The organism is Metapseudomonas boanensis (genome assembly GCF_042232855.1).
Lineage (GTDB): Bacteria > Pseudomonadota > Gammaproteobacteria > Pseudomonadales > Pseudomonadaceae > Metapseudomonas > Metapseudomonas boanensis.
The window spans coordinates 2548616-2570572 of sequence record NZ_CP113889.1 but is presented as its reverse complement, the minus strand read 5'-3'; the positions used below and the strand labels follow the sequence as shown (position 1 = coordinate 2570572).

At 60.4% G+C, this 21957-nt stretch carries 20 protein-coding genes; 12 read left to right on the top strand and 8 right to left on the bottom strand.

Annotated elements, in window-relative coordinates; translation table 11 throughout:
* Positions 1-13 precede the first annotated feature (13 nt).
* Positions 14-1066, bottom strand: a complete 1053-nt coding sequence (locus OXH74_RS11875) for an AraC family transcriptional regulator (RefSeq protein WP_215377922.1) — start codon at positions 1064-1066, stop codon at positions 14-16.
* Positions 1067-1364: 298 nt separating this feature from the next.
* Between OXH74_RS11875 and eat the strand changes: the two genes are divergently transcribed.
* From eat to OXH74_RS11855, 4 genes are all read left to right on the top strand, one after another.
* Positions 1365-2732, top strand: coding sequence for an ethanolamine permease (eat, locus tag OXH74_RS11870; protein WP_375741351.1), 1368 nt, complete (start codon positions 1365-1367; stop codon positions 2730-2732).
* Positions 2733-2788: 56 nt separating this feature from the next.
* Positions 2789-4183 (top strand): ethanolamine ammonia-lyase subunit EutB, encoded by a 1395-nt coding sequence (locus OXH74_RS11865; RefSeq protein ID WP_375741350.1) that lies wholly within the window; start codon positions 2789-2791, stop codon positions 4181-4183.
* Between the two features lie 17 nt (positions 4184-4200).
* On the top strand, positions 4201-5034 hold the full coding sequence (eutC, locus tag OXH74_RS11860) for an ethanolamine ammonia-lyase subunit EutC (protein WP_375741349.1): 834 nt from the start codon (positions 4201-4203) through the stop codon (positions 5032-5034).
* 377 nt (positions 5035-5411) lie between these two features.
* Positions 5412-5867, top strand: a complete 456-nt coding sequence (locus OXH74_RS11855) for a GNAT family N-acetyltransferase (RefSeq protein WP_215377912.1) — start codon at positions 5412-5414, stop codon at positions 5865-5867.
* 135 nt (positions 5868-6002) lie between these two features.
* On the opposite strand, the gene OXH74_RS11850 is transcribed toward OXH74_RS11855, so the two are convergent.
* Positions 6003-7589 carry a protein kinase gene (locus tag OXH74_RS11850; protein WP_375741348.1) on the bottom strand — a complete coding sequence of 529 codons (1587 nt, stop codon included), beginning with the start codon at positions 7587-7589 and terminating at the stop codon, positions 6003-6005.
* 152 nt (positions 7590-7741) lie between these two features.
* On the opposite strand from OXH74_RS11850, the gene OXH74_RS11845 reads away from it, so the two are divergent.
* The 7 genes from OXH74_RS11845 (at position 7742) to OXH74_RS11815 (ending at position 12849) form a co-directional block, all read left to right on the top strand.
* Positions 7742-8407: a DedA family protein gene (locus OXH74_RS11845; RefSeq protein WP_375741347.1), complete on the top strand. Its 666-nt coding sequence runs from the start codon at positions 7742-7744 to the stop codon at positions 8405-8407.
* A gap of 6 nt (positions 8408-8413) precedes the next feature.
* Entirely contained in the window at positions 8414-9232 is an 819-nt protein-coding gene (locus tag OXH74_RS11840) for a zinc-dependent peptidase (protein WP_375741346.1), read from the top strand.
* A 78-nt stretch (positions 9233-9310) separates the two neighbouring features.
* Positions 9311-9838 (top strand): inorganic diphosphatase, encoded by a 528-nt coding sequence (gene ppa, locus OXH74_RS11835; protein ID WP_375741345.1) that lies wholly within the window; start codon positions 9311-9313, stop codon positions 9836-9838.
* A gap of 205 nt (positions 9839-10043) precedes the next feature.
* On the top strand, positions 10044-11279 hold the full coding sequence (locus OXH74_RS11830) for a tyrosine-type recombinase/integrase (RefSeq protein ID WP_375741344.1): 1236 nt from the start codon (positions 10044-10046) through the stop codon (positions 11277-11279).
* 66 nt (positions 11280-11345) lie between these two features.
* Entirely contained in the window at positions 11346-12158 is an 813-nt protein-coding gene (locus OXH74_RS11825) for a DUF6387 family protein (RefSeq protein ID WP_375741602.1), read from the top strand.
* 119 nt (positions 12159-12277) lie between these two features.
* On the top strand, positions 12278-12484 hold the full coding sequence (locus OXH74_RS11820; RefSeq protein WP_375741601.1) for a helix-turn-helix transcriptional regulator: 207 nt from the start codon (positions 12278-12280) through the stop codon (positions 12482-12484).
* The gene (locus OXH74_RS11815; RefSeq protein WP_375741343.1) at positions 12481-12849 is read left to right on the top strand and encodes a hypothetical protein; all 369 of its coding nucleotides are present in this window, start codon (positions 12481-12483) and stop codon (positions 12847-12849) included. The genes OXH74_RS11820 and OXH74_RS11815 overlap by 4 nt, the downstream gene beginning before the upstream one ends.
* 1370 nt (positions 12850-14219) lie before the next feature.
* Here the strand turns inward: OXH74_RS11815 and OXH74_RS11810 are convergent.
* The 4 genes from OXH74_RS11810 to choX all read right to left on the bottom strand — a co-directional run bounded on the left by OXH74_RS11810 (position 14220) and on the right by choX (position 17904).
* A complete protein-coding gene (locus tag OXH74_RS11810; RefSeq protein ID WP_375741342.1) occupies positions 14220-14981 on the bottom strand; it encodes a TerC family protein in 762 nt (253 codons plus the stop codon).
* A 150-nt stretch (positions 14982-15131) separates the two neighbouring features.
* Complete coding sequence (locus tag OXH74_RS11805) at positions 15132-15731, bottom strand: HD domain-containing protein (protein ID WP_375741341.1); 600 nt, start codon at positions 15729-15731, stop codon at positions 15132-15134.
* Complete coding sequence (locus OXH74_RS11800; protein WP_375741340.1) at positions 15731-16858, bottom strand: TauD/TfdA family dioxygenase; 1128 nt, start codon at positions 16856-16858, stop codon at positions 15731-15733. Before OXH74_RS11800 ends, OXH74_RS11805 begins: the two co-directional genes overlap by 1 nt.
* A 95-nt stretch (positions 16859-16953) precedes the next feature.
* On the bottom strand, positions 16954-17904 hold the full coding sequence (gene choX / locus OXH74_RS11795) for a choline ABC transporter substrate-binding protein (RefSeq protein WP_375741338.1): 951 nt from the start codon (positions 17902-17904) through the stop codon (positions 16954-16956).
* A gap of 456 nt (positions 17905-18360) precedes the next feature.
* Here choX and OXH74_RS11790 point away from each other — a divergent pair, with 456 nt between their 5' ends.
* The gene (locus tag OXH74_RS11790) at positions 18361-19284 is read left to right on the top strand and encodes a LysR family transcriptional regulator (protein WP_375741336.1); all 924 of its coding nucleotides are present in this window, start codon (positions 18361-18363) and stop codon (positions 19282-19284) included.
* Positions 19285-19304: 20 nt separating this feature from the next.
* Here the strand turns inward: OXH74_RS11790 and gcvA are convergent, their stop codons facing one another.
* Positions 19305-20228: a transcriptional regulator GcvA gene (gene gcvA / locus OXH74_RS11785; protein ID WP_375741600.1), complete on the bottom strand. Its 924-nt coding sequence runs from the start codon at positions 20226-20228 to the stop codon at positions 19305-19307.
* A gap of 208 nt (positions 20229-20436) precedes the next feature.
* On the bottom strand, positions 20437-21933 hold the full coding sequence (locus OXH74_RS11780) for a CoA-acylating methylmalonate-semialdehyde dehydrogenase (RefSeq protein WP_375741335.1): 1497 nt from the start codon (positions 21931-21933) through the stop codon (positions 20437-20439).
* Positions 21934-21957 lie beyond the last annotated feature (24 nt).

Below are 21957 nucleotides of genomic sequence, written 5' to 3'. Positions count from 1 at the left end.
TCGCCCCCTGGCATCAGCGCTCGTCGCCGCGCCATTGGCGGGGGCTGACGCCGAACCAGCGGCGGAAAGCCCGGGAGAAAGCGCTGGTTTCGGAATAACCGAGCAACGGCGCCAGTTCAGAAATCGGCCGTTGCCGCTGACGCAGGTAATGCACCGCCAACTCACGTCGGGTCTGTTCGACCAGTTGGCTGAAGCTCAAGCCCGCCTCGCGCAGGCGCCGCTGCAATCCTGCCGCCGTCAGTTCGAGTCGTTCGGCGATCAACTCCAGTGACGGTTCGCCTTCGGCCAGGGCCAGGCGGATCTGCGTGCCGGCATCTTCCACCAGGCTAGGCCGGGCGCCCTGCTCACCGAGGCGGCGGATCACGTCCTGGACCAGGAATAACAACGTTGGATCGCGCTCGGGCATGAGTTGCCCATGCAGGTCACCCTTAGGTACCAGCAGCGAATTGCAGGCGCGTTCGAACTGCACTGGTGCACCAAACACCCTGGAGTGTTCCTGCCAGCCCTCCGGGCGGGCGTGTTCGAAGGCCACAGCGCGCGGCGTCCAATCGCGACCAAGTGCATGACGGAGCAGGTTGAGCGCCATGCCCATGGTCAGCTCGGCGTCCTGGCGGCGATCGAGGATCGCACCGTGGCGCACCTGATAGTCGAAGCGATAGCACTCGCCGCAATCCACCAGGCGGATCAGGGTGCTGTGCTGATGATAGGGAAAGGCCGCGGCGAAATTCTTCAGGGCATCTTCCACGGTTTCTGAACACAGCCCGACATAGCCCAAAAGCCCCAGCGCCTGCGGCTGGAACTGCTGGCCATAGCGCAGACCGAAGTTGTCGCAGCCCGATTGCCGCGCCGCTTCCTCAAGCACCTGGCAATAGTTGGTCAGGGCCAGGCTGAGTGCGGGGTGGCGCAATTGCTCGGGGTCGATACCGGCACGGCCGAAGACACGGTCGAGGTCGCCGCCCTGGCCGGTGATGAAGCTATCCAGGCCACTGGCAGCAGCGGACAGCACGCCGACATTACTCACCATCGGAGCATTGAGGCTGGCACTCGGGAACAGGAGCTGGCTCATTGCGGGCTACCGGATTTTTTTTGAACGAACATTCAAGCAAGACTCATGCCTCGCCCCTAAACGCTCTGGATCACGCCCCTGCAAGTCGCCCTGCAACAGGCCGCGAGCCATTGCTGGGCATTGCTGGAAGCCTTGCCCCGCATCGGGGCAATCGGGCACGTGGGGCAATGGGTAACAGTTCGATACAACTTGACCGCAGGTGTGTTGATGCATATCCGACGGTCAAGTCCTGGGGGGTGGGTGGCCGATAAGATCGACCACAGGTTATCCGTCCACGCCTCCGGGCAGAGGAGTCGCAATGAGCACATCACAACTAAAACCAACACTGGGCACCTTGCATCTCTGGGGCATCGCCGTAGGCCTGGTGATCTCCGGCGAGTACTTCGGCTGGAGCTACGGCTGGGGTACCGCCGGCACCCTGGGATTCCTCGTCACGGCGCTGCTGGTGGCGACCATGTACACCTGCTTCATTTTCAGCTTCACCGAACTGACTACCGCCATCCCTCATGCCGGCGGCCCCTTCGCTTACAGCCGCCGCGCCTTCGGTGAGAAAGGTGGCCTGATCGCCGGAATCGCCACCCTGATCGAGTTCGTCTTCGCCCCGCCGGCCATCGCCATGGCCATCGGCGCCTACCTCAATGTGCAGTATCCCGAGCTAGACCCCAAGCACGCAGCGGTCGGGGCCTACATCATCTTCATGACCTTGAATATCCTCGGCGTCAGCATCGCCGCTGCCTTCGAGCTGGTGGTGACCGTGCTGGCGGTGGCGGAATTGCTGGTGTTCATGGGGGTCGTGGCGCCAGGCTTCAGCTTCAGCAACTTCGTGGTCAACGGTTGGGCCGGCAGCAATGAGTTCAGCAGCACCGCACTTTCCGGCATCTTCGCCGCCATTCCCTTCGCCATCTGGTTCTTCCTCGCCATCGAGGGCGCAGCCATGGCCGCCGAAGAAGCCAAGGACCCGAAACGCACCATCCCGCGTGCCTATATCGCCGGCATCCTGACCCTGGTGTTCCTCGCCATCGGCGTGATGATCATGGCCGGCGGCGTCGGCGACTGGCGCGAACTCTCGAACATCAACGACCCGCTGCCGCAGGCGATGAAGGCCGTGGTCGGCAACGATTCCACCTGGATGCACATGCTGGTGTGGATCGGCCTGTTCGGCCTGGTGGCCAGCTTCCACGGCATCATCCTCGGCTACTCGCGCCAGTTCTTCGCCCTCGCCCGGGCCGGCTACCTGCCGCGCGGTCTGGCCAAGCTGTCGCGTTTCCAGACCCCGCACCGCGCGATCATCGCCGGCGGCGTGATCGGCATCGCGGCGATCTACAGCGATGGTTTGGTGAACCTGCAAGGCATGAGCCTGACGGCCGCCATGATCACCATGTCGGTATTCGGCGCCATCGTCATGTACATCATCAGCATGCTGAGCCTGTTCAAACTGCGTCGCACCGAGCCGGACCTGGAGCGCACCTTCCGCGCGCCGGGCTACCCAGTGGTACCGGCCATTGCGCTGGTCCTGGCAGTGGTCTGCCTGTTGGCGATGGCATGGTTCAACACCTTGATCGGTTTTGTCTTCCTTGGCTTCATGATTGCCGGTTATATCTACTTCCAGTTCACCGCCCACCACCGCGCCAACGCGCCGGCCGATGCCCTGCTGAGCCGCGCCTGACGCCCGCCCACGCCCCGCCTTCCCATGGCGGGGCGCCTCACCGAGGAGAGCTTCCTGTGAGCAGTTTTTCCCATATCGTTGGCGGCGAGTCCTGGCGCTTCGACAGCCTCAAGGAAGTCATGGCCAAGGCGAGCCCCGCCCGCTCCGGCGACTACCTGGCCGGTGTCGCTGCCGCCAGCGATGGTGAGCGGGTCGCCGCACAAATGGCCCTGGCGGACATCCCCCTCAAGCACTTCCTCGACGAAGCGTTGATCCCTTACGAAAACGATGAAGTAACCCGGCTGATCATCGACAGCCACGACCGTGCGGCCTTCGCCCCGGTCAGCCACCTGACCGTCGGCGGCCTCCGTGACTGGCTGCTCAGCGAGCACGCCGACGAATCCAGCCTGCGTGCCCTGGCTCCTGGCCTGACGCCGGAGATGGCCGCCGCCGTGTCGAAGATCATGCGCGTGCAGGACCTGGTGCTGGTGGCGCAGAAGATCCGCGTCGTCACCCGCTTCCGCAACACCATGGGCCTGCGCGGACGGCTCTCCACCCGCCTGCAGCCCAACCACCCAACCGACGACCCTGCCGGCATCGCCGCGAGCATTCTCGACGGCCTGCTCTACGGCAATGGCGACGCCATGCTTGGCATCAACCCGGCCACCGATAACATCGCCTCGATCTGCACCATGCTGGAGATGCTCGATGCCATCATCCAGCGCTACGAGATTCCCACCCAAGCCTGCGTGCTGACCCACGTCACCACGTCCATCGAGGCCATCAACCGGGGCGTTCCGCTGGACCTGGTATTCCAGTCCATCGCCGGCACCGAGGCCGCCAACGCCAGCTTTGGCATCAGCCTGAACATCCTCAAGGAAGGCTACGAAGCAGGCCTCTCGCAGAAGCGCGGCACCCTCGGCAACAACCTGATGTATTTCGAGACCGGCCAAGGCAGTGCCCTCTCGGCCAATGCCCACCATGGTGTCGACCAGCAGACCTGCGAAGCCCGCGCCTATGCCGTGGCCCGGCACTTCAACCCGTTCCTGGTGAACACCGTGGTCGGTTTCATCGGCCCGGAATACCTCTACAACGGCAAGCAGATCATCCGCGCCGGCCTGGAAGACCACTTCTGCGCCAAATTGCTCGGCGTACCGATGGGCTGCGACATCTGCTATACCAACCACGCCGAAGCCGACCAGGACGACATGGACATGCTGCTCACCCTGCTCGGGGTTGCCGGCATCAACTTCATCATGGGCATCCCCGGTTCCGACGACGTGATGCTCAATTACCAGACCACCTCTTTCCATGACGCCCTTTACGCCCGCCAGAGCCTGGGCCTGAAGCCAGCACCGGAGTTCGAGGCCTGGCTGGAGCGCATGGGCATCCTGGTGCAGAGCGATGGCCGAGTGATCCTCGGCGATCAGCTGCCACCGGCCTTCCGCCACGCGCTGGCACAGTTGGGGTAAGCCAGAAGGAGAGCAGTATGAAAGACCCGAAACTCACTTCAGGCACCACCGCCAACCCCTGGGAGGAACTGCGCCGCCTGACCCCAGCACGCATCGCCCTTGGCCGCGCCGGCACCAGCCTGCCGACCACGGCGCAACTGAATTTCCAATACGCCCACGCCCAGGCGCGGGATGCCGTGCACCTGCCCTTCGACCATGCCGGCATCACAGAGCAGCTGGCCGAGCGTGGCCGGGCCACCCTGCTGCTGCACAGCGCCGCGCCTGACCGCGACACCTACCTGCAACGCCCTGACCTGGGCCGCCGCCTCGATGCCGCGTCGGTCGAACGCCTGCGCCAGCACGCCGCTGCTTTCCCCGGCGGCTATGACCTCGCCGTGGTGATCGCCGATGGCCTGTCTGCCCTCGCGGTACAGCGCCATAGCCTGCCGCTCCTTGAGCGCATGGAAGAGCAAGCGCTCGCCGAAGGCTGGAGCCTGTCACCGGTGGTCCTGGTGCAGCAGGGGCGGGTAGCCGTGGCGGATGAAGTGGCCGAGTTGCTCGGCGCGAAGATGGTGGTGATCCTCATCGGCGAACGCCCCGGGCTGAGCTCGCCGGACAGTCTGGGCCTGTACTTTACCTACGCGCCGCGCGTGGGCCTGACCGACGCCTACCGCAACTGCATCTCCAATGTGCGCCTGGAAGGCCTCAGCTACGGCATGGCGGCCCACCGCCTGCTCTTCCTGATGCGCGAGGCCTGCCGTCGGCAGCTATCCGGGGTGAGCCTGAAAGACGAGGCCGAAGTGCCGAGCCTCGCGGGCGAACCCGACCTGGCCCTGGCCGGAAACTTCCTGCTGGCGAGCGACAAGCACTGAGCCTGTGTTCGAGTTCCAGCCCGGATGGAACTGTGACGTTGCTTTCATGTGGGTGCGAATTCATTGGCTCTGTCCCAGTTAAGTGTTGTCACTGGCTGGCTCCCTTGTAGGAGCCAGCTTGCTGGCGAACGGGCTCATTTCGCGAGCAAGAACTCGGCGTCTCCCTCGCTCCTACAGGGCTCTCAGCCCGACCGTTGATGGCTAAGCTAACGCCGACAGAGCCAATTCATTCGCACCCACAGAGAGTCCACCGCGCCTGCCACTCAAACGCTTGTTTGGATTGCGCATTCCACATTTTCTGGTGCAGGATCAGAGCCGTCTGCTGGCATAGCACCTGCATTACCAAACCAGCCCACTACCCAACGCCGAGGCCCGCCATGCGCATTGTCCAAGCCACCCTTGAGCACCTGGACCTTCTGACCCCGTTATTCGTGAAATACCGCGAGTTCTACGGCGAGCTGCCCTTCCCCGAGTCCTCGCGCAAGTTCCTGGAAAAGCGCCTGAGCCGTAAAGAGTCGGTGATCTACCTGGCCCTCGCCGATGAGGATGACCGCCTGTTGGGTTTCTGCCAGCTCTATCCGAGCTTTTCCTCGCTGGCGCTGAAGCGCGTGTGGATCCTCAACGATATCTATGTCGCCGAAGATGCCCGCCGCCAGCTGGTCGCCGACCGCCTGCTGCAGACGGCGAAGAAAATGGCCCGCGAGACCAACGCCGTACGCATGCGCGTATCGAGCAAGGTCAGCAACACCGTGGCGCACAGGATGTACGAGTCCATCGGTTTCCACGAAGACACCGAGTTCAAGAACTACATCCTGCCCATCAACGGCGAGTGAACAGGCAAACCCCTCGCTCATAAACCGGAGAGGGGTTACACCAGAAACCCACTGTCCCCGTAGAAGCGAGCTTGCTCGCGAACCTCACCCCGCCTTCGCCAGCAAGCTGGCTGCTACAGCGAAGGCCCCACCTCATCACCACCCCAGCCAAAGCCCAAACGACGCCAGCAGCCCGATCAGCATGATCAACGCCAGATGCAACGGCGTGGTCCATTGCCTCGTCACCGGTGCCCTGGCCACCTGCGCCAGCGGCCGCTCCAGGGCCTGCTGGAACTCCGAAAGCGCCTCGAAGCGGGCCCTTGGCTGCGGCGCCAGTGCCCTGGCCAATACACCATCCCAGCCTGCCGGCAGGTCGGGCACATAGCCAACCAGCGGCACGTAACGGCTGACCTGGCCGCCTTCCGGGCAGGCAATCTCCGGCCAGCGCCCACAGAGCATCCAGTAGGTCAGCGATGCCAGGGCGAACTGATCGGCGCTGCCATCCAATGCACGACCATGACGCAGTTCGGGAGCCAGCGGCACGGCATCTTGCGGCGTCGCCTGACGTGACACCCCCGGCAGGATCGCCGCAAATTCCGGCAGCAGCAGCACACGGCCGTCATCCGCCACCAGGATCTGCCGTGGATCGAGCCAGAGCCCCTGCATGCCACGACGCTGCAAGGAGCGCACGGCCTCGATCAACTGAACCAGCAGCGCCATTGCACCCTTCGCATTCCAAGGGCCATCTGCCGCTAGGCGCTCCGTCATGCTGCGCATTTGTTCCGACGGGAACTGGAACAGCAGGAAGGCATGTTGCCTGGGCTGTCGCGGCGACAGAACCTGTGGCAGGCTCGGCACCGGACTGCGCCTTAACACCCACTCCCGCTGCCAAAAGGCCTCGTCGGCATCCGTATCCGCCAACCAGAAGAGCGCATCCCTGCCCTCTTCATCCCGGGCCAGGAACATCCGACCCGGCGAGCCGTAGCCGCAGGGCGCTTGAACCGTCCAACCATCCACCCTCGCCCCGACGATGACGTTCTCGAGGCGGGGCCAACGGCTACAGGGGCTGGGCGGCGGCAAATTGTCCGGCTCGCCTGGCAGCACGATGGCCGCGGCCCCCGGGGCACCAAGCAGTGGCTCCAGCACAGCGCCCAATCGCCCCGGCTGGAGATCGTCGCAGCTGGCCTTGAATGCTCGCAGGTCGGCCACTTCCAGCAAGGGTTGCGGTGCCAGCAACAACGGCTGGTTACTGACCAGCGGCAGGCTGTGCTGGACCACGGCCAACTCAGCCTGAACGCCCAGGGGATTCTCGCGCCCCACCAGACAGTGCACATCGTCGCCCTGGATACGTACCAGGCCAATCGCACCAGCCTGGAGGAAGTGCGCTTCGCCATCCTGCACCAACAGAAGACCGGCACTCAGCTCAGGCACGGGCTCGCCGGCACGACGCCGGCGAAAGAGTTGCAGATTGAGCGCCGCCAGCACCTGCCGAGCCGCCTGAGCTTCGCTCCAGCCATCGGGCGTACAGCTGTAATCGGCGAACAGTGCGTCCAGGTACAGATTGAGCACCTGCACCACATTGATGCACCGGCGTCCCCATAGCAGTGCCACCAGGAGCAAGGGCGGGCGCCCCTGTCGCCCCGCCACCCAGGTCGCGCGCGCACGCGCCGCCTGGTTGGGCAGGTCCAGCCCATGCCCCTGGGCCAGGCTCACAGCGGGGTGTTCAAGGAGCTGCAACGGCATGCGCAACTCTCCTCCATCATGAAAACAATGGATACAGTTGCAGCCTTCATGCCGATAGCCGTCTGGCCAACGACACGCTCCAGGAAGGCGACTTACCCCTATAATGCGTCATCTCCGGCCTATCCCCGCCTCCGCAAACCACAAGGCGCCTCATGGACTTCAACTTGCTCGACCTGATCCTCCACCTTGACGTTTACCTGAACATGCTGGTCAGCGACTACGGAACCTGGATCTACGCCATTCTCTTCCTGGTCATCTTCTGCGAGACGGGTCTGGTGGTTACGCCCTTCCTGCCTGGCGACTCCCTGCTGTTCATCGCTGGCGCCGTGGCCGCCGGCGGCGCCATGGATCCATGGCTGCTGGGTGGCCTGCTGATGGTTGCGGCCATCAGCGGAGACAGCCTCAACTATGTGATCGGTCGGACGGCCGGCGAACGGCTGTTCAGCAATCCCGACTCGAAGATTTTCCGCCGCGATTACCTGCTGCGCACCCACGAGTTCTACGAACGGCACGGCGGCAAGACCGTGACCATGGCGCGTTTCCTGCCCATCGTCCGGACCTTCGCGCCTTTCGTTGCCGGCGTCGGCCGGATGCCCTACCCACGTTTCCTCGGTTTCAGCGTGCTGGGCACGATCCTCTGGGTCGGAGGCCTGGTGACCCTTGGCTTCTTCTTCGGCAACGTGCCCTTCATCAAGCAGAACCTGTCGCTGATGGTGATCGGCATCATCGGTCTCTCGCTGCTGCCCATGGTCATCGGGTTCGTCCGCCAGCACCTGCGCCCAAGAGCAGCCGCCAAGAACGCCGAGCACACCAGCTGAGACCATATGTGGTCCTTCCGTAACTGGCGACGCCAGCGCACCCTGGCGCGCAACCCCGTCGAGCCGAAGACCTGGACGGCGGTGCGCCAGCGCTTACCGATTCTCGACGGGCTGGATGCCATCGATGACCAGCGCCTGCGCGAGCGCAGCGTGCTGTTCCTGCATGAGAAGCACCTTACCGCCCTGCCTGGCGTCGAACTGAGCCGGGAAGATCGCCTGTTGCTCGCCGCCCAGGCCCAGCTACCGCTGCTGCACCTGCCGGAGCTGGACTGGTACCAGGGCTTCCACGAACTGATCCTCTACCCCGATGACTTCGTCAGTCCACAACGCCATCGTGATCCCAGCGGAGTGGTCCACGAATGGGACGACGAGCGCAGCGGCGAATCCTGGCAGCGCGGCCCTGTCATCCTCGCCTGGCCGGGCGTCCAGGCCAGCGGGGGCTGGGCAGGCTACAACCTGGTGATCCACGAGCTGGCACACAAGCTCGACATGCTCAATGGCGAACCCAATGGGCTACCGCCCCTGCACCGCGACATGCGCCTGTCCGACTGGGCCCTGACGATGCAGAGCGCGTACGACGATATGAACGCCCAGCTGGACCGCAACCCCGACGCGGAACTCCCCATCGATCCCTACGCCGCCGAAGACCCAGCCGAGTTCTTCGCCGTCACCAGCGAATACTTCTTCAGCGCCCCTGACGTACTTCATGAGGCCTACCCTGCCGTGTACCGCCAGCTCATGTCGTTCTACCGACAGGACCCGCTGACACGGCTCAAGGAGCTGCAGAAAAGTCATCCTGCCTACAAGGACGCGACTAATGGATGAGCAGAAGCGCGTGGCAACGGCTGGGGAATATGCCTATAATCGCGCCCACTTTTTTGGCCCATCCCCTGGGAGTCGACCATGAGCTTCAGCAAGATCCCGGCTGGCAAAGACCTGCCTAACGACATCTACGTCGCGATCGAGATTCCGGCCAACCATGCGCCGATCAAATACGAAATCGACAAGGACACGGACTGCCTGTTCGTCGACCGCTTCATGGCCACCCCGATGTTCTATCCGGCCAACTACGGCTACATCCCCAACACCCTGGCTGACGACGGCGACCCGCTGGACGTGCTGGTCGTGACCCCCTACCCGGTGGCACCCGGCTCCGTGATCCGCGCCCGCCCGGTTGGCGTCCTGCACATGACCGACGAAGCTGGCGGCGACGCCAAGCTGCTCGCCGTGCCGCACGACAAGCTGAGCCAGCTGTACGTAGACATCAAGGAATACACCGACCTGCCAGCCCTGCTCCTGGAGCAGATCAAGCACTTCTTCGAGAACTACAAAGACCTCGAGAAAGGCAAGTGGGTGAAAGTAGAGCGCTGGGGCAACGCTGATGAAGCCCGCGCTGAGATTCTGAAGGCGGTTGCGGCCTACCAAAAATAAGCCAAAGCCACCCCCTAAAAGCCGGCCACAAGCCGGCTTTTTTATTGCCTACCACTTTCCATCAGAATCCAGGCAACCCTAGACACAGCGCCACTTTCAGCCTATTTTCAGTCCAGCAATATCCACTCGATATGACCGTCATCCGGTGGAAAAGTGGGGGGACATATGGGGGGATGGTTTTACTCCCCACCTGGCAGGAGGATGGATGGGAAAGCTCAACCCCAAGCAAGTGGAGAACCTGGTCGAAGCCGGCACCTATGAAGACGGTGATGGTCTGAGGCTGGAGGTCAAGGCCAGTGGTTCCAAATCCTGGACGTTCCGGTATCAACTTGGTGGCCGGCGACGCGAGATGGGGCTGGGCAAATTCCCGACTGTGCCACTGAAACTAGCCCGTCAACTCGCTGCCGATGCTCGCAAGCTATTGGCCACAGGTGCCGACCCCTTGGCTACCCGTGACGCCGAACGAGCAGCCACGCGCGAGGTTGAACACCAAACCGCAGCACGACAGGTGAGTTTCCAGATGCTTGCCACGGATTATCAAGCCGCGCATGGCGCTTCCTGGTCGGAGAAGTGGCGCAAGGGCTGGCTACGAAAGTTGGAGCTGTATGCCTTCCCCATCATAGGCAAGCTACCGGCTGACGCCATCCAGACCGAGCATGTCCTGAAAGTGTTGCGTCCAATCTGGGCGACCAAGACCCGCACCGCTGATGAAGTGCGCGGGCAGATCGAGCAGATACTGGATGCGGCCAAGGCTCGTCGCTTGCGTGAGGGAGATAACCCCGCCCGCTGGCGTGGCCACCTGGATAATCTTCTGAGCAAGGCCGAGAAGAAAAAAGCCCGGCAGCGCCAGCACTTCCCCGCGATGGATTGGCGTGGCATTCCCAAGCTGATGGTTGATCTGTCTAAGAGTTCGCGCCGCGATGCCGTGGCGGCTCGCCTGCTGATTCTCACAGGTGCCCGCTCTCACATGATCCGCTTCGCCGAGTGGTCGGAATTCGACCTGGAAGCAGCCGTGTGGTCGCTTCCAGCCGAGCGCATGAAGATGCGCAAGCCTTTCGACATTCCTCTGGCGCAGGAAGTCGTTGAAATGCTCCACGGCATGGAGCGAACCGAGGCTAGCCCCTACCTGTTCCCCGGCCAGGGCAAGAGCGGCGTTATGCACGCAAACGCCATTCGCAATCTGTTGCACGGACTAGGACATGACGACATCACTCGACATGGCTTTCGCTCCAGCTTCCGGGACTGGGCAAACGAACGCACTCACTATCCACGAGAGGTCTGCGAGCTGGCACTGGCCCACGATGAGCGCGACCAAACAGAGGCGGCTTACTCACGTTCGGACTTCCTGGATAAACGGCGAGCACTGATGGCGGACTGGGCAAACTATGCCACCACGCCACCTTCCAGCAAGGTCGTTCAAGCTGACTTCAAGCGGACCTAGTCCGTTCAGCTCATATAGGGTGATCAATACGGCAAGCGGAGTGTTAAGGGGAGCACGGTAGTGGTAATGATTCGCCGATCAGACGATCTGCCTAAATGGTTCGAACTGGAGAAGTACCGAGCAACAAAGGAGTTCAGCGCTGCGGATTGGGTTGCTTGCCTTCGCATACGCAAAAACATTCTTGATGTCCTCTCACTCTTCAAAGATGTGGGGTTGCCTTGGTCGTCTGTGCCAGGCGTACTTGATGAGCTGTCGGCGATTAGAAGCTCACCATTGGACAAGCATTGCGGCAATAGCTGGGCCATGATCATCGGAGACTTTTCAGCGGGATCACTCACGAGCCCGATACGAGAAATCACCTTTTCCGATCTCGTGGACCAATGCCGGCAAGATCACGAGCGCGTTGAGAGTGGAGAAGCGCACGAGATCCAGTTCGAACGCTGGAGTTTGATTGGAAATGCGCCATGGTCAGGCATCCCAGGAGAACTGGTGGGGGCGCCACTGGGATCGCTCCGGGAAACAAATGAGCCTCTGCTGGTGGACCTGAGTGCTACAGACTCGGTTCTACATGCCTCGTTTACGGCTTGGCTCAAAGAGGCGCGGGCAAAGCGAATAGGAGCCCCAAGTAAACGCGAACGCCCTGATCATGAGGATTGGACCAGCTATGGGCTGCTCCCATATTTGGATCTACAGATTTGGAAACGGGAAACCGGCAACCAGATAACGCTTGATGTCACGTCAAAGGCCGTGGGCTATGTCAAAGGAGGAGATAGTTTCCGGAAAACAGTTCCAAAACTGGCCAATGAACTGATGCAAAGCCTTGCTGAGTTGGAGGCATTGGCCGCCTTCGAGTGCATGCAGGAAAAACCGCATGGGTGAGTTATTCCGGAAGAACTCCCGCATCGAATCTCGGCATGGTGCCCCACCGACTTGGTGTATGAAATGCACAGCCATATCAACCAAGCGCCAGTGAGCGCAAAGGAGATCTGGTCGTGGCAATGTCTACCGCCCCCCAACCCGAACGCCGCATCATGCGGCTCCCCCAAGTTCAACGAGCCACTGGCTTTGGTCGTGCTTGGATTTACGAGCTGATGAAACGTGGCGAGTTTCCCCAAGCCCGCAAGATTGGCGCCCGCGCTGTAGGCTGGGACTCTGCCGAAATTTCCGAGTGGGTATCCAAGCAACTGGGCGAGGTGTCCAAATGAACAAGGCTACCCGCTCCGAAGAACTGAACGACCTGTGCATGGCCAATTCCGCCACGAAAACCCCGAGCAAGATCGCTCGCATTCTGGCGCACCTGATGACCGGCGCCAGCCTCAACCGCTTCGAGGCCGAGCGTATCGGCGATCACTGCCTGAGCAGTACCATCAGCAGGTTGGCTAATCGCTACGATGTGATCTTCGAGCGTCAATCGGAGAAGACTCTGAACCGCGGCGGCAATCCCTGCGTAGTGACGCGCTACAGCCTGTTACCCTGCGAGGAAGAACGTATGCCCTACCTCCTCGACTATTTCCTCCGCCGCCCCAAGCAGCCCGACGACCACGGACCGCTGATCGCCCACCAGCGCTAAAGCCGCCTCATGACCAAGAGGAAAGGCTTGCCCTTCGACAAGCAAGGCGGCGTTGTTGTCATTCAACGCCGCCTTCTGGCCTCACCAGCGTATCTCGACCTGAGCCCCCAAGCGAAAGTGCTCATGACATTGATGCAACGTCACTGGTCACCACACGGGCCAGTCGGCTTTGGTATACGCCAGGCCGAAGTCGAGATTCCCTGTTCGCGGGCTTTGGCCATACGCGCATTTCGGGAACTTGTAGCCGGAGGCTTTATTAAGCTGATCGACGAGTCCCTGTTTTGCAGCCGAACGCAGTCCAAAACCCGCACCTGGCGGCTCACCTGGCTGCCCTGCTGGCGAAACCGAGCACCGACAAACGACTGGGAGGGCGTAGCAACCTAAAATTTCTACCGGTTCAAAAACGGCACCTGTGACCACGCTACAGGTGCCGAAAATGAACCATTAGAGGAACTGGGTATGGCCACAGGTATCGTTTTTGATACCCGTGGAGGTAATTTTCAGACGCTACAGGTAACGTTTTCGGACCACTCCTACATTACCACCCCAATGCATGCGGCCGCCCGACACTCCCACTGACATGCGGTACGCAAAGTGGTGGTACGCAGCTAGGTACGCATGGAATACGTGCAGAACGGCAGCGAGGCAGCATCCCAGTCCGAGGTATGCACGCCGGCAGTCCCCAAGGACGCCCCAATGTGCGCAGCCTTTTCTCCGAGGGGTAAGGCAGGGCAGTTAACAGCCTCGGTTAACAGCACTGATTAACAGCGGAAACAAATTGTTGGGAGCAATACGCACACGCGCGCGAGCACCTTGCAGTATCTGCGTACTCGGTTTCGGGTTTGCCACTAAAAGCTGAATGGCCGTCAGGACGACGAAGTGGCCATCCCTTCCCGGTCAGCGAGTTAGAGCTGCCTCAGCAACGCACATGCATCAGCCCACGAATAGGCACCCGCAGACGGGTTGTCCTCGAAGACCATCAGATAGCGGTAATCGCGCCCGGCGCACTGCTCCCATTGCCAGGAATCCAAAGGCCTCTCGGATCATCATCAGGATTCTGATAGCTGGAGTCGGACTCGGCAGTACGACCGCTCCAACAGTAAGCCGCGAGAGCGCTGTAAGTGCGCGCTCAAACTGGCGCTGATTGGGGGGCAGTTGACCAACCTAGGGGTTCGGTATCCAGTCCGGTATCCATGGAAACCACGCCTGCGAAGGCGCGCGTTTCCTTGTCATAAGCTACTGAGCTGCCATCCTGTGCGTAATTTCAACGCACTTGACCGCCCAATTGCATTGCCGCTGACCACCACTTACATCCAACTTGACCACTACACGCCGAAGAGGTGACAGACAGAGAACGGCCAGAAGCGGCCTCAGTCGCCTAGAAGCTCCTTGAGCAATTTCACTGGATCCTCCTTACGTTCACGTGAGACACGCATGCGGATATTGAGCGCCTCCACAGCCAGGGAGAAGGCCATGGCGAAGTAGACGTAGCCCTTCGGCACGTGCACCTCGAAGGCTTCGGCGATCAGCACGGTGCCCACCACGACCAGGAAGGACAGCGCCAGCATCTTCAGGCTTGGGTGGCGGTCGATGAAGTCGCTGATGGTGCCGGCGGCCAGCATCATCACCAGCACGGCGACGATGATCGCGGCGACCATCACCGGCACGTTGGAGACCATGCCGACGGCCGTGATCACCGAATCCAGCGAGAACACGATGTCGATGATGGCGATCTGGATGATGGTGCCGATGAAGTTGCGCGCCGCACCGGAAGCAAGCTGGTCGTCGGCTTCACTTTCGCCTTCCAGGCTGTGATACATCTCGGTGGTGCTTTTCCACAGCAGGAACAGACCGCCGAAGAAGAGGATCAGATCACGGCCGGAGATGCCTTGGTCGAACACGTGGAACAGGTCGTTGGTGAGCCGCATGATCCAGGTGATGGAAAGCAGCAGCAGGATGCGGGTGATCATCGCCAGTGCCAGGCCGAAGAAGCGAGTTCGCGCCTGCATGTGGGGCGGCATGCGGCCCACGAGGATGGCGATCATGATGATGTTATCGATGCCGAGGACGATCTCCAGGGCGGTCAGGGTGAAGAAGGCGACCCAGATTTCTGGGTTAGTCATCCAGTCCATTAACAAGACACTCAGTTGCGGGCAGCAAGGAAAAAGGTTCTGCGGAGCTCAATGAAAAAGGCCCCTCGCAAGGAGGGGCAATATCGAGAGTCGAATGCTCAGTTGGCTGCCAAGCCATCGGACTCCTGATGACCAGTCTGTGAAATTGCCTTACCCACGAGGCAGCAACTCCAACGAGTACTCGGTACCTAACACTTCGGGATCGAAAGGCTTGCGGCTGAATACCCGTCGCACCATCGGTTCGAAATACTCCAAGGGCGGCGTCGGGTAATCCGGATCGAACGAGGCCTGATCCCACCGTTCGCAGAAATCTACACAGAGCTGATAGGCCGGATGATCCTTGTACCGGTCACGCTCATTCGGGTTTCCGCCGAAGTGATGGATGTAATAGAAGTTCTGGAACAGGCCATGGTGGTGGAGTACCCAGGTGACTTCTGAGCGTACATAGGGCCGGATGATGGAGGCCGAGTACTGCGAGTGGTTGTAGGGGGCCAATTCATCGCCGAGATCGTGAAGCAGAGCCCCGACGATCATGTCCTCATCCGCACCGTCTGCCTCTGCCCGAGCCGCGGACTGTAGCGAGTGGGTGAGACGATCCACCTGATAGCCGCTGAGAGTGCCGCGCAAGCCCCTGAGAGCATTTAGAATGCGATCCGCGAGTCCCTCGTTGAACTCGGACTCAAGCCGTTCGAGAAAGTGGTATTCCTCGCAGGTTCCGTCCTTCATCTGGCGAAAGTTGACGATGTTCATCAGGCGGCATCCTTGAGTGCTTTTTGTTTCATCAATGTGCTGGCGTAACGCTCGCGTGGACCATCGAGGTCGATGTAACAACCCTGCAGGTGACGACGCCCCTCCGAACGATCAAAGCTAGTCCGGCCATGGAGCACTCGGCTGTTATCGAACAACATCAGCTCGCCAGCCCGGAGCGGGAAGCGAATCTCATAAGCCGGATCGGTGAACAGCTCTCCCAGGCGCTTTCTGGCATGGTGAAACGCCTTCATCTGATCGATGTCCAGCAGTGGCAAATTGTCCAGACGCGGGCTGTAGTGGACACCCAGCGTTCGGCCGTTCGAATCCGTCTGGATCATCGTCCGATGAGTCACCAGTTCGGTTCCCTTGTCGATGAACCTGAAGCGGACGGGAGTGTTCTTCAGCAGGACGAAGCCCTCCGGGTCCTCCGCGGCCAATTGATCAACCACGCTGACGCTATCCACCAGGGTGGACAGTCCACCTGATGTTTCGTTGATCAGGCAGTGGAGTAATTGGATGCCAGGCACCGGATCCCGATAGGGGTTATCAGTGTGGGGGCCGAGATGCACGGTTGTGTAGGCCAGATCATTGGCGTCGGGTTTGGAGTACACCTCGAAGTAACGGCCGAAATTGGTCTCCTTGATGTACCCGAACTTGCGGCCCACCTCGAGAATTGTCTCCGGCTCCGTGGGCACGTCTTGGAGAATGATGAAGCCGTACTTCAGGTACGCCTCAAGGGAGCGCATGAACTGGACGTCTTCTTCAATTTTTCGCCAGCCGAAGGTCACCAGGGTGCGATCCAGACTGCTGTCCCATCCGGCCGCCTCTGGGAAGACGGAGGTCCCGTCGAGTTCTGACGCGAAAAGCGAAAAGTCGAACAATGCTCGGTGGCCGTCATTGAACTCCAGCCATGCCTGATCGGCCGAAACCCGATCAACCGAGAGCAGACGAATCTCTGCGTCGAGAGAGTGCGAATCAAATAGCCGTTGTTGCGTCCGGCTGTCCAACTGCGAGGGATCCTGCGTCCGCTCACGCAGCCATAGCGCAGGAAGATCCCGTTCCCAGATGCCCTTGCGCACGGTGATCGATGGGGGCAACTGCTTGAATATGAATTCCAACTTGCTCATGACGTTAACCCTAGAAACTGTGTTGGCAGCTTTCTAAAATTTGTTTCCGGCGAGATGGACACCTTCAGTGGGTGTCTTCTTGTGGTCACGAGGACTCAGTCAGCTTTGGAAATGGCCCCAAAGTGAGTGAGAGCCGCAGCCTTCGCATCTCTGCCATCAAACGTCTTGACCCCTTCGAGCCAGGTATCCAGCCACTTCGGATTTTTGGCGATCCAGGCCTGAGCCGACTGAACCGGGTCCTTCTTGGCCAGGATGTCGGCCATGAGCTCACTTTCCATGTTCACATCGAATTTCATGTTCGAAACCAATTTCGCTGCATTCGGGCAGCGCTGCGCGAACTTCGTGGATTGCACCGTGTAAACGGTGGCTGAGCCATAGTTGGGGCCGAAAGCCTCGTCGCCGCCGGAGAGGTAGGTCAGCGGCAATTCGATGTTCATGGGATGGGGAGCCCAGGCGAGGAACACGATCGGCGCCTCACGCTTGACCGCGCGAGCAACCTCCATGCGCATTGCGGTTTCGCTGGATTCGATGAGTTTGAAATCCTTAAGGCCGTACATGTTCTCGGCAATCATCTTCTTGATCACGGTGTTGCCACCGCTGCCAGACTCGATGCCATAGATTTTGCCGCCCAATTCTTCCTTGAATTTCGTCAGATCCTGAAACGAGCGAAGCCCCTTTTCGGCCAGGTAGTTCGGCACAGCCAGCGTGTACTTGGCGCCAGTCAGGTTGGGCGCTTCAAGAAGGCTAACCTTGCCGGACTCGATCATAGGTTTGGCCACGGAGTCCAGAGCGGGAGACCAGTAATCCAGGAAGACGTCGAGGTCGTCCTTGTGCAGTGAAATGAATGCGATTGGAGCAGACATCAAGGTGGTTTTCGGCTCGTAGCCAATCGCACGTGCCACTGCGATAGTTACACCATTGTTCGCAGCGTTATCGGTCCAACCGATGTCCGCGATCCTGATCTGTTTGCATTCCTCAGCGTCCTGGGCATGAGCTACTGACGCCAGACCGATAAGAAGAGCAGCAGCGCAGAATTTCTTGTTCATGTGGAACATTTCGGCACCTCACGGCGGTTTGATTGTGAGAGCTCTTGGCTCAATTTTGGCAGTTCTTGTAATCACAACCGAAACGGTTGAAGAGGATTCCGTGGATTCGCGTCCATCTCTTGAAGGGAAGCCTCGCAAAGCGTCGGGCGGTCGCCTAGCCGGCTTTTGCAGATACGGTCCCATGCAAAAATCTTATGGGTCGCGAGTGCGGCACTGAGGTCGTGAAACAGGCACCAGTCTGGTGCCGGGGCAGTGCCGAGGCGCACTTGAAAGAGGCGTCCCAGGACCGTTCCCAATGCGCTGGATGCTGTTAGCGGAAATACCGAGCATCAGACTTCTGCCCCACTACGAAGTGTGCAAACATTCGAAAGACCTGAAACGGCCGGATGTATGGCAAGTCGCAGGAAGCTGGCTACCTGCTCCGCAACGCTATCGCGCCGTACCGGATTCAAGACCATGAACAATGAGCGCAAATCGCTGCCATCCATGAAGTCACTCGTGGTGTTCGAGTCAGTATTTAGGCTCGGTTCCATGACCGCAGCGGCACAGGAACACGGCACCACGCAGCCAGTGGTATCTCAGCGAATCCGGGCGCTGGAGGAAGACGTCGGGTGCGCACTGTTCGACCGATCCGGAGGTCGGCTCTCTCCGACCGGTCAAGGCCGCTTCCTGTACGAAGAGATCTCCAGCGCCCTGTCGAAAATCAACACCTCATTGGACAAGCTTCGCGATGACTCGCTGGACATCGCGCCATCGGTATCGATAGCAGCAAACTTCGGCTTCGCACACCTGTGGCTGCTACCCAGGCTCGGCCAATTGCAGCAACGCTTCCCTCGCTACAGGTTCGACGTGACCCCCGCCGACTCTGACTCATGCTTGGAAATGCTGGAGGCAGATATATCCATTCGATTCGGCGAGTTCGTCGGATCAAGGCCCAATGAGATGCTCTTGGCGCCTGAACTGGTCTTCCCGGTCTGCAGCCCCGAATTCGCCGAGCGCAACAACCTGAACGGGCTGATAGATGCCTTGGCTCTGGACAGGGCACCCGTGCTGCATATGGACAAGAACAATCCCCGCTGGCTCGACTGGACGCGCTGGTGTCTTCTTGCCGGCCTGCCTCAGGCCCAGGCAGGCACGGGGTTCAAGTTCAACAACTACCCGCTGCTGCTGAGTTCGGCAATACGTGGCGATGGGTTGGCACTAGGGTGGTCCTGTCTTGTTCAGGACGCCATTTCCGAAGGTCGCCTGATAGCACTTCAGCCCCGCGTCGAGCGAAGCGATCACGGCTACATCCTGACCACCCGACACCGGAACAGCTGCACCATTCAACCCGTGATCGATTGGTTGTGTCAGGAACTGAGTTCCGCGAGCACGGGTTGAGGCGTTACTGGCTGAGTGCTTCAACTCTCCGATGCCAGCTGTCCTGCCGCGTTCCGCGCGCCTTCTGCCTCCTCCAGCAACCACGCCAGGAATGCCTTGGCCTGAGGTGTGGCGTACTGATGCTCCGGCGTCACCACATAAAAAGCCTCATCGGTAGGAACCCGCTGCTCGAAGGGAGCGACCAGCCTACCGCTGGCAAGCATCTCAGCCACTAACGAAGTACGTCCAAGGGCGAATCCATGCCCCAGCGCGGCCATTTCCAGAGCAGTGATCAAGGTGTCGAATTGCAGACCCCGGGATGGATCCACACGGGGCATGCCGATTTGCTTGAGCCAGAACCCCCAGCCTTCCTCATAGCCAATGACATGCAGCAAATCATGACGCGTAAGGACATCCTCCAGCTCTGCATTACTGTCGTTGGCGAGAAGGCCAGGACTGCAGACCGGAAATAGATCGTCCCAGGTCAGACGATGGGCGAGGTAACCGCGCCAGCTGCCCTTGCCGTAGCGGATGTCGATGTCCGCTTCTTTATCCTGATCAGCGAGCCAGATATTGCTGCTGAAGTGCAGGCCGATGCCGGGATGCAATTGGCGGAAGCGAGCCAAGCGCGGTGCCAGCCAGGTGGTGAAGAAGACCAAGTTTACCCGCACCGTAAGAAGACGGGTCCTCCCCTCTCCGAAGAGTTCATCGGTCGCCGCCGCCAGCCGCTCTACGGCCTCGTGGACAGCGGGCATATAAGCCATCCCGGCTTCGGTAAGTTCCAGTCCGCGGGGCAGCCGTTTGAACAAAGTGACACCCAGTTGGGACTCCAAGCCTTTGATCTGCTGGCTGATAGCCGCCTGTGTCAGGTTCAGCTCGTTGGCAGCAAGGGTGAAGTTCAGATGGCGGGCGGAAGCCTCGAAGGATCGCAGCCAGTTTAGCGGAGGTAGTCGTTTCTTCATCAGAACCACGGGCCCGTAATCGACACACTGGAAGACTCCATCGAGCACTGAGAAGAGTGCGTCAGGGAGCATCGTCATGCGGGCATGCTATTGGCTGTCCCTACTCGGCGCCAAGAGGCCGGATGTCCTGTTGTCGTTCTCCGTCAACGACTGGTGAATATGAACAGAATGCCGTCTTGGGACGGCATCCTGTCCAGGTGGCTGCAGCGACTTACTTCATGGTCGGCATGGAGAAGGAAACACCCTCCCGGACACCTGCCGACGGCCAGCGCTGGGTGATCATCTTGCGTCGGGTGTAGAAGCGCACCGCGTCAGGTCCGTAGGCGTGGAGATCGCCGAACAGCGAACGCTTCCATCCGCCGAAGCTGTGGTATGCGACCGGCACCGGCAGCGGCACGTTGACGCCGACCATCCCCACTTTGACGTTGTCGGTGAAGTAACGCGCGGCCTCACCGTCCCGGGTGAAGATGCAGGTGCCGTTGCCGTACTCGTGCGCGTCGATCAGATCCATCGCCTCCTGCATGCTGCCGACGCGAACCACCTGAAGCACTGGACCGAAGATTTCTTCCTTGTAGCTGAGCATTTCGGGATTCACGTTGTCGATCAAGGTGCCGCCCACGTAGAAGCCATTCTCATAGCCAGGGACTTGGGGGTTGCGACCGTCGACTACTACTTTGGCTCCGTCGGCCTCGGCGCTGTCGATGTAACCCACCACCTTTTGCTGATGCTGCCGAGTGATGACCGGACCGAAGTCATTGCGGCTGTCGGTGTAGGCGCCCACCTTGAGGTTCTTCATCGCCTCTTGCATCTTCGCAACCAACGCATCGGCCGCAGCATCACCTACCGCCACTGCGACGGACAGAGCCATGCAACGCTCACCGGACGAGCCGAATGCGGCGCCCAGGAGTTGGTTGACCGCATTGTCCATGTCCGCGTCAGGCATGACGATAGCGTGGTTCTTGGCTCCGCCAAGGGCCTGGCAACGTTTGCCGTTGGCATTGGCGGTCTTATAGATGTACTCAGCAATCGGCGTCGAGCCGACAAAGCTAACAGCCTGGACGCGCGAGTCATGGAGCAGCGTATCTACAGCTTCCTTGTCGCCATTGACCACGTTCATCACACCATTGGGGAGGCCGGCCTCCTGAAGCAGTTGGGCAATGAACAGGGTCGCGCTGGGATCACGCTCGGACGGCTTCAGCACGAAGCAGTTACCGCAGACGATGGCCATCGGGAACATCCACAGTGGCACCATCACGGGGAAGTTGAACGGCGTGATACCAGCCACCACGCCCAACGGCTGGAACTCGCTCCAGGAATCGATGTTGGGGCCGACGTTTTTGCTGTGCTCACCCTTGAGCAATTCGGGAGCGCCACAGGCGTATTCCACGTTCTCGATACCGCGCTGCAGTTCGCCCATGGCATCGTGGGAAATCTTGCCGTGCTCTTCCCCAATGAGCTTGCAGATCTGCTCGGCGTTCTGCTCCAGCAGCTCCTTGAAGCGGAACATGACACGTGCACGCTTGATCGGCGGAGTATTTCGCCATTCTGGGAACGCTGCTTCGGCAGCGGCAATGGCCTGTTCAACAGTGGCCTTGGGGGCAATTGCTACCCGCTTGCCGACCTCTCCGGTGGCCGGATTGAACACATCTTGGTAACGCTGACCGTCATCAATGGATTGGCCGTTGATCAGATGTCCTACGGTGATCATCACTGTTTCCTCAAGTATTGGCGG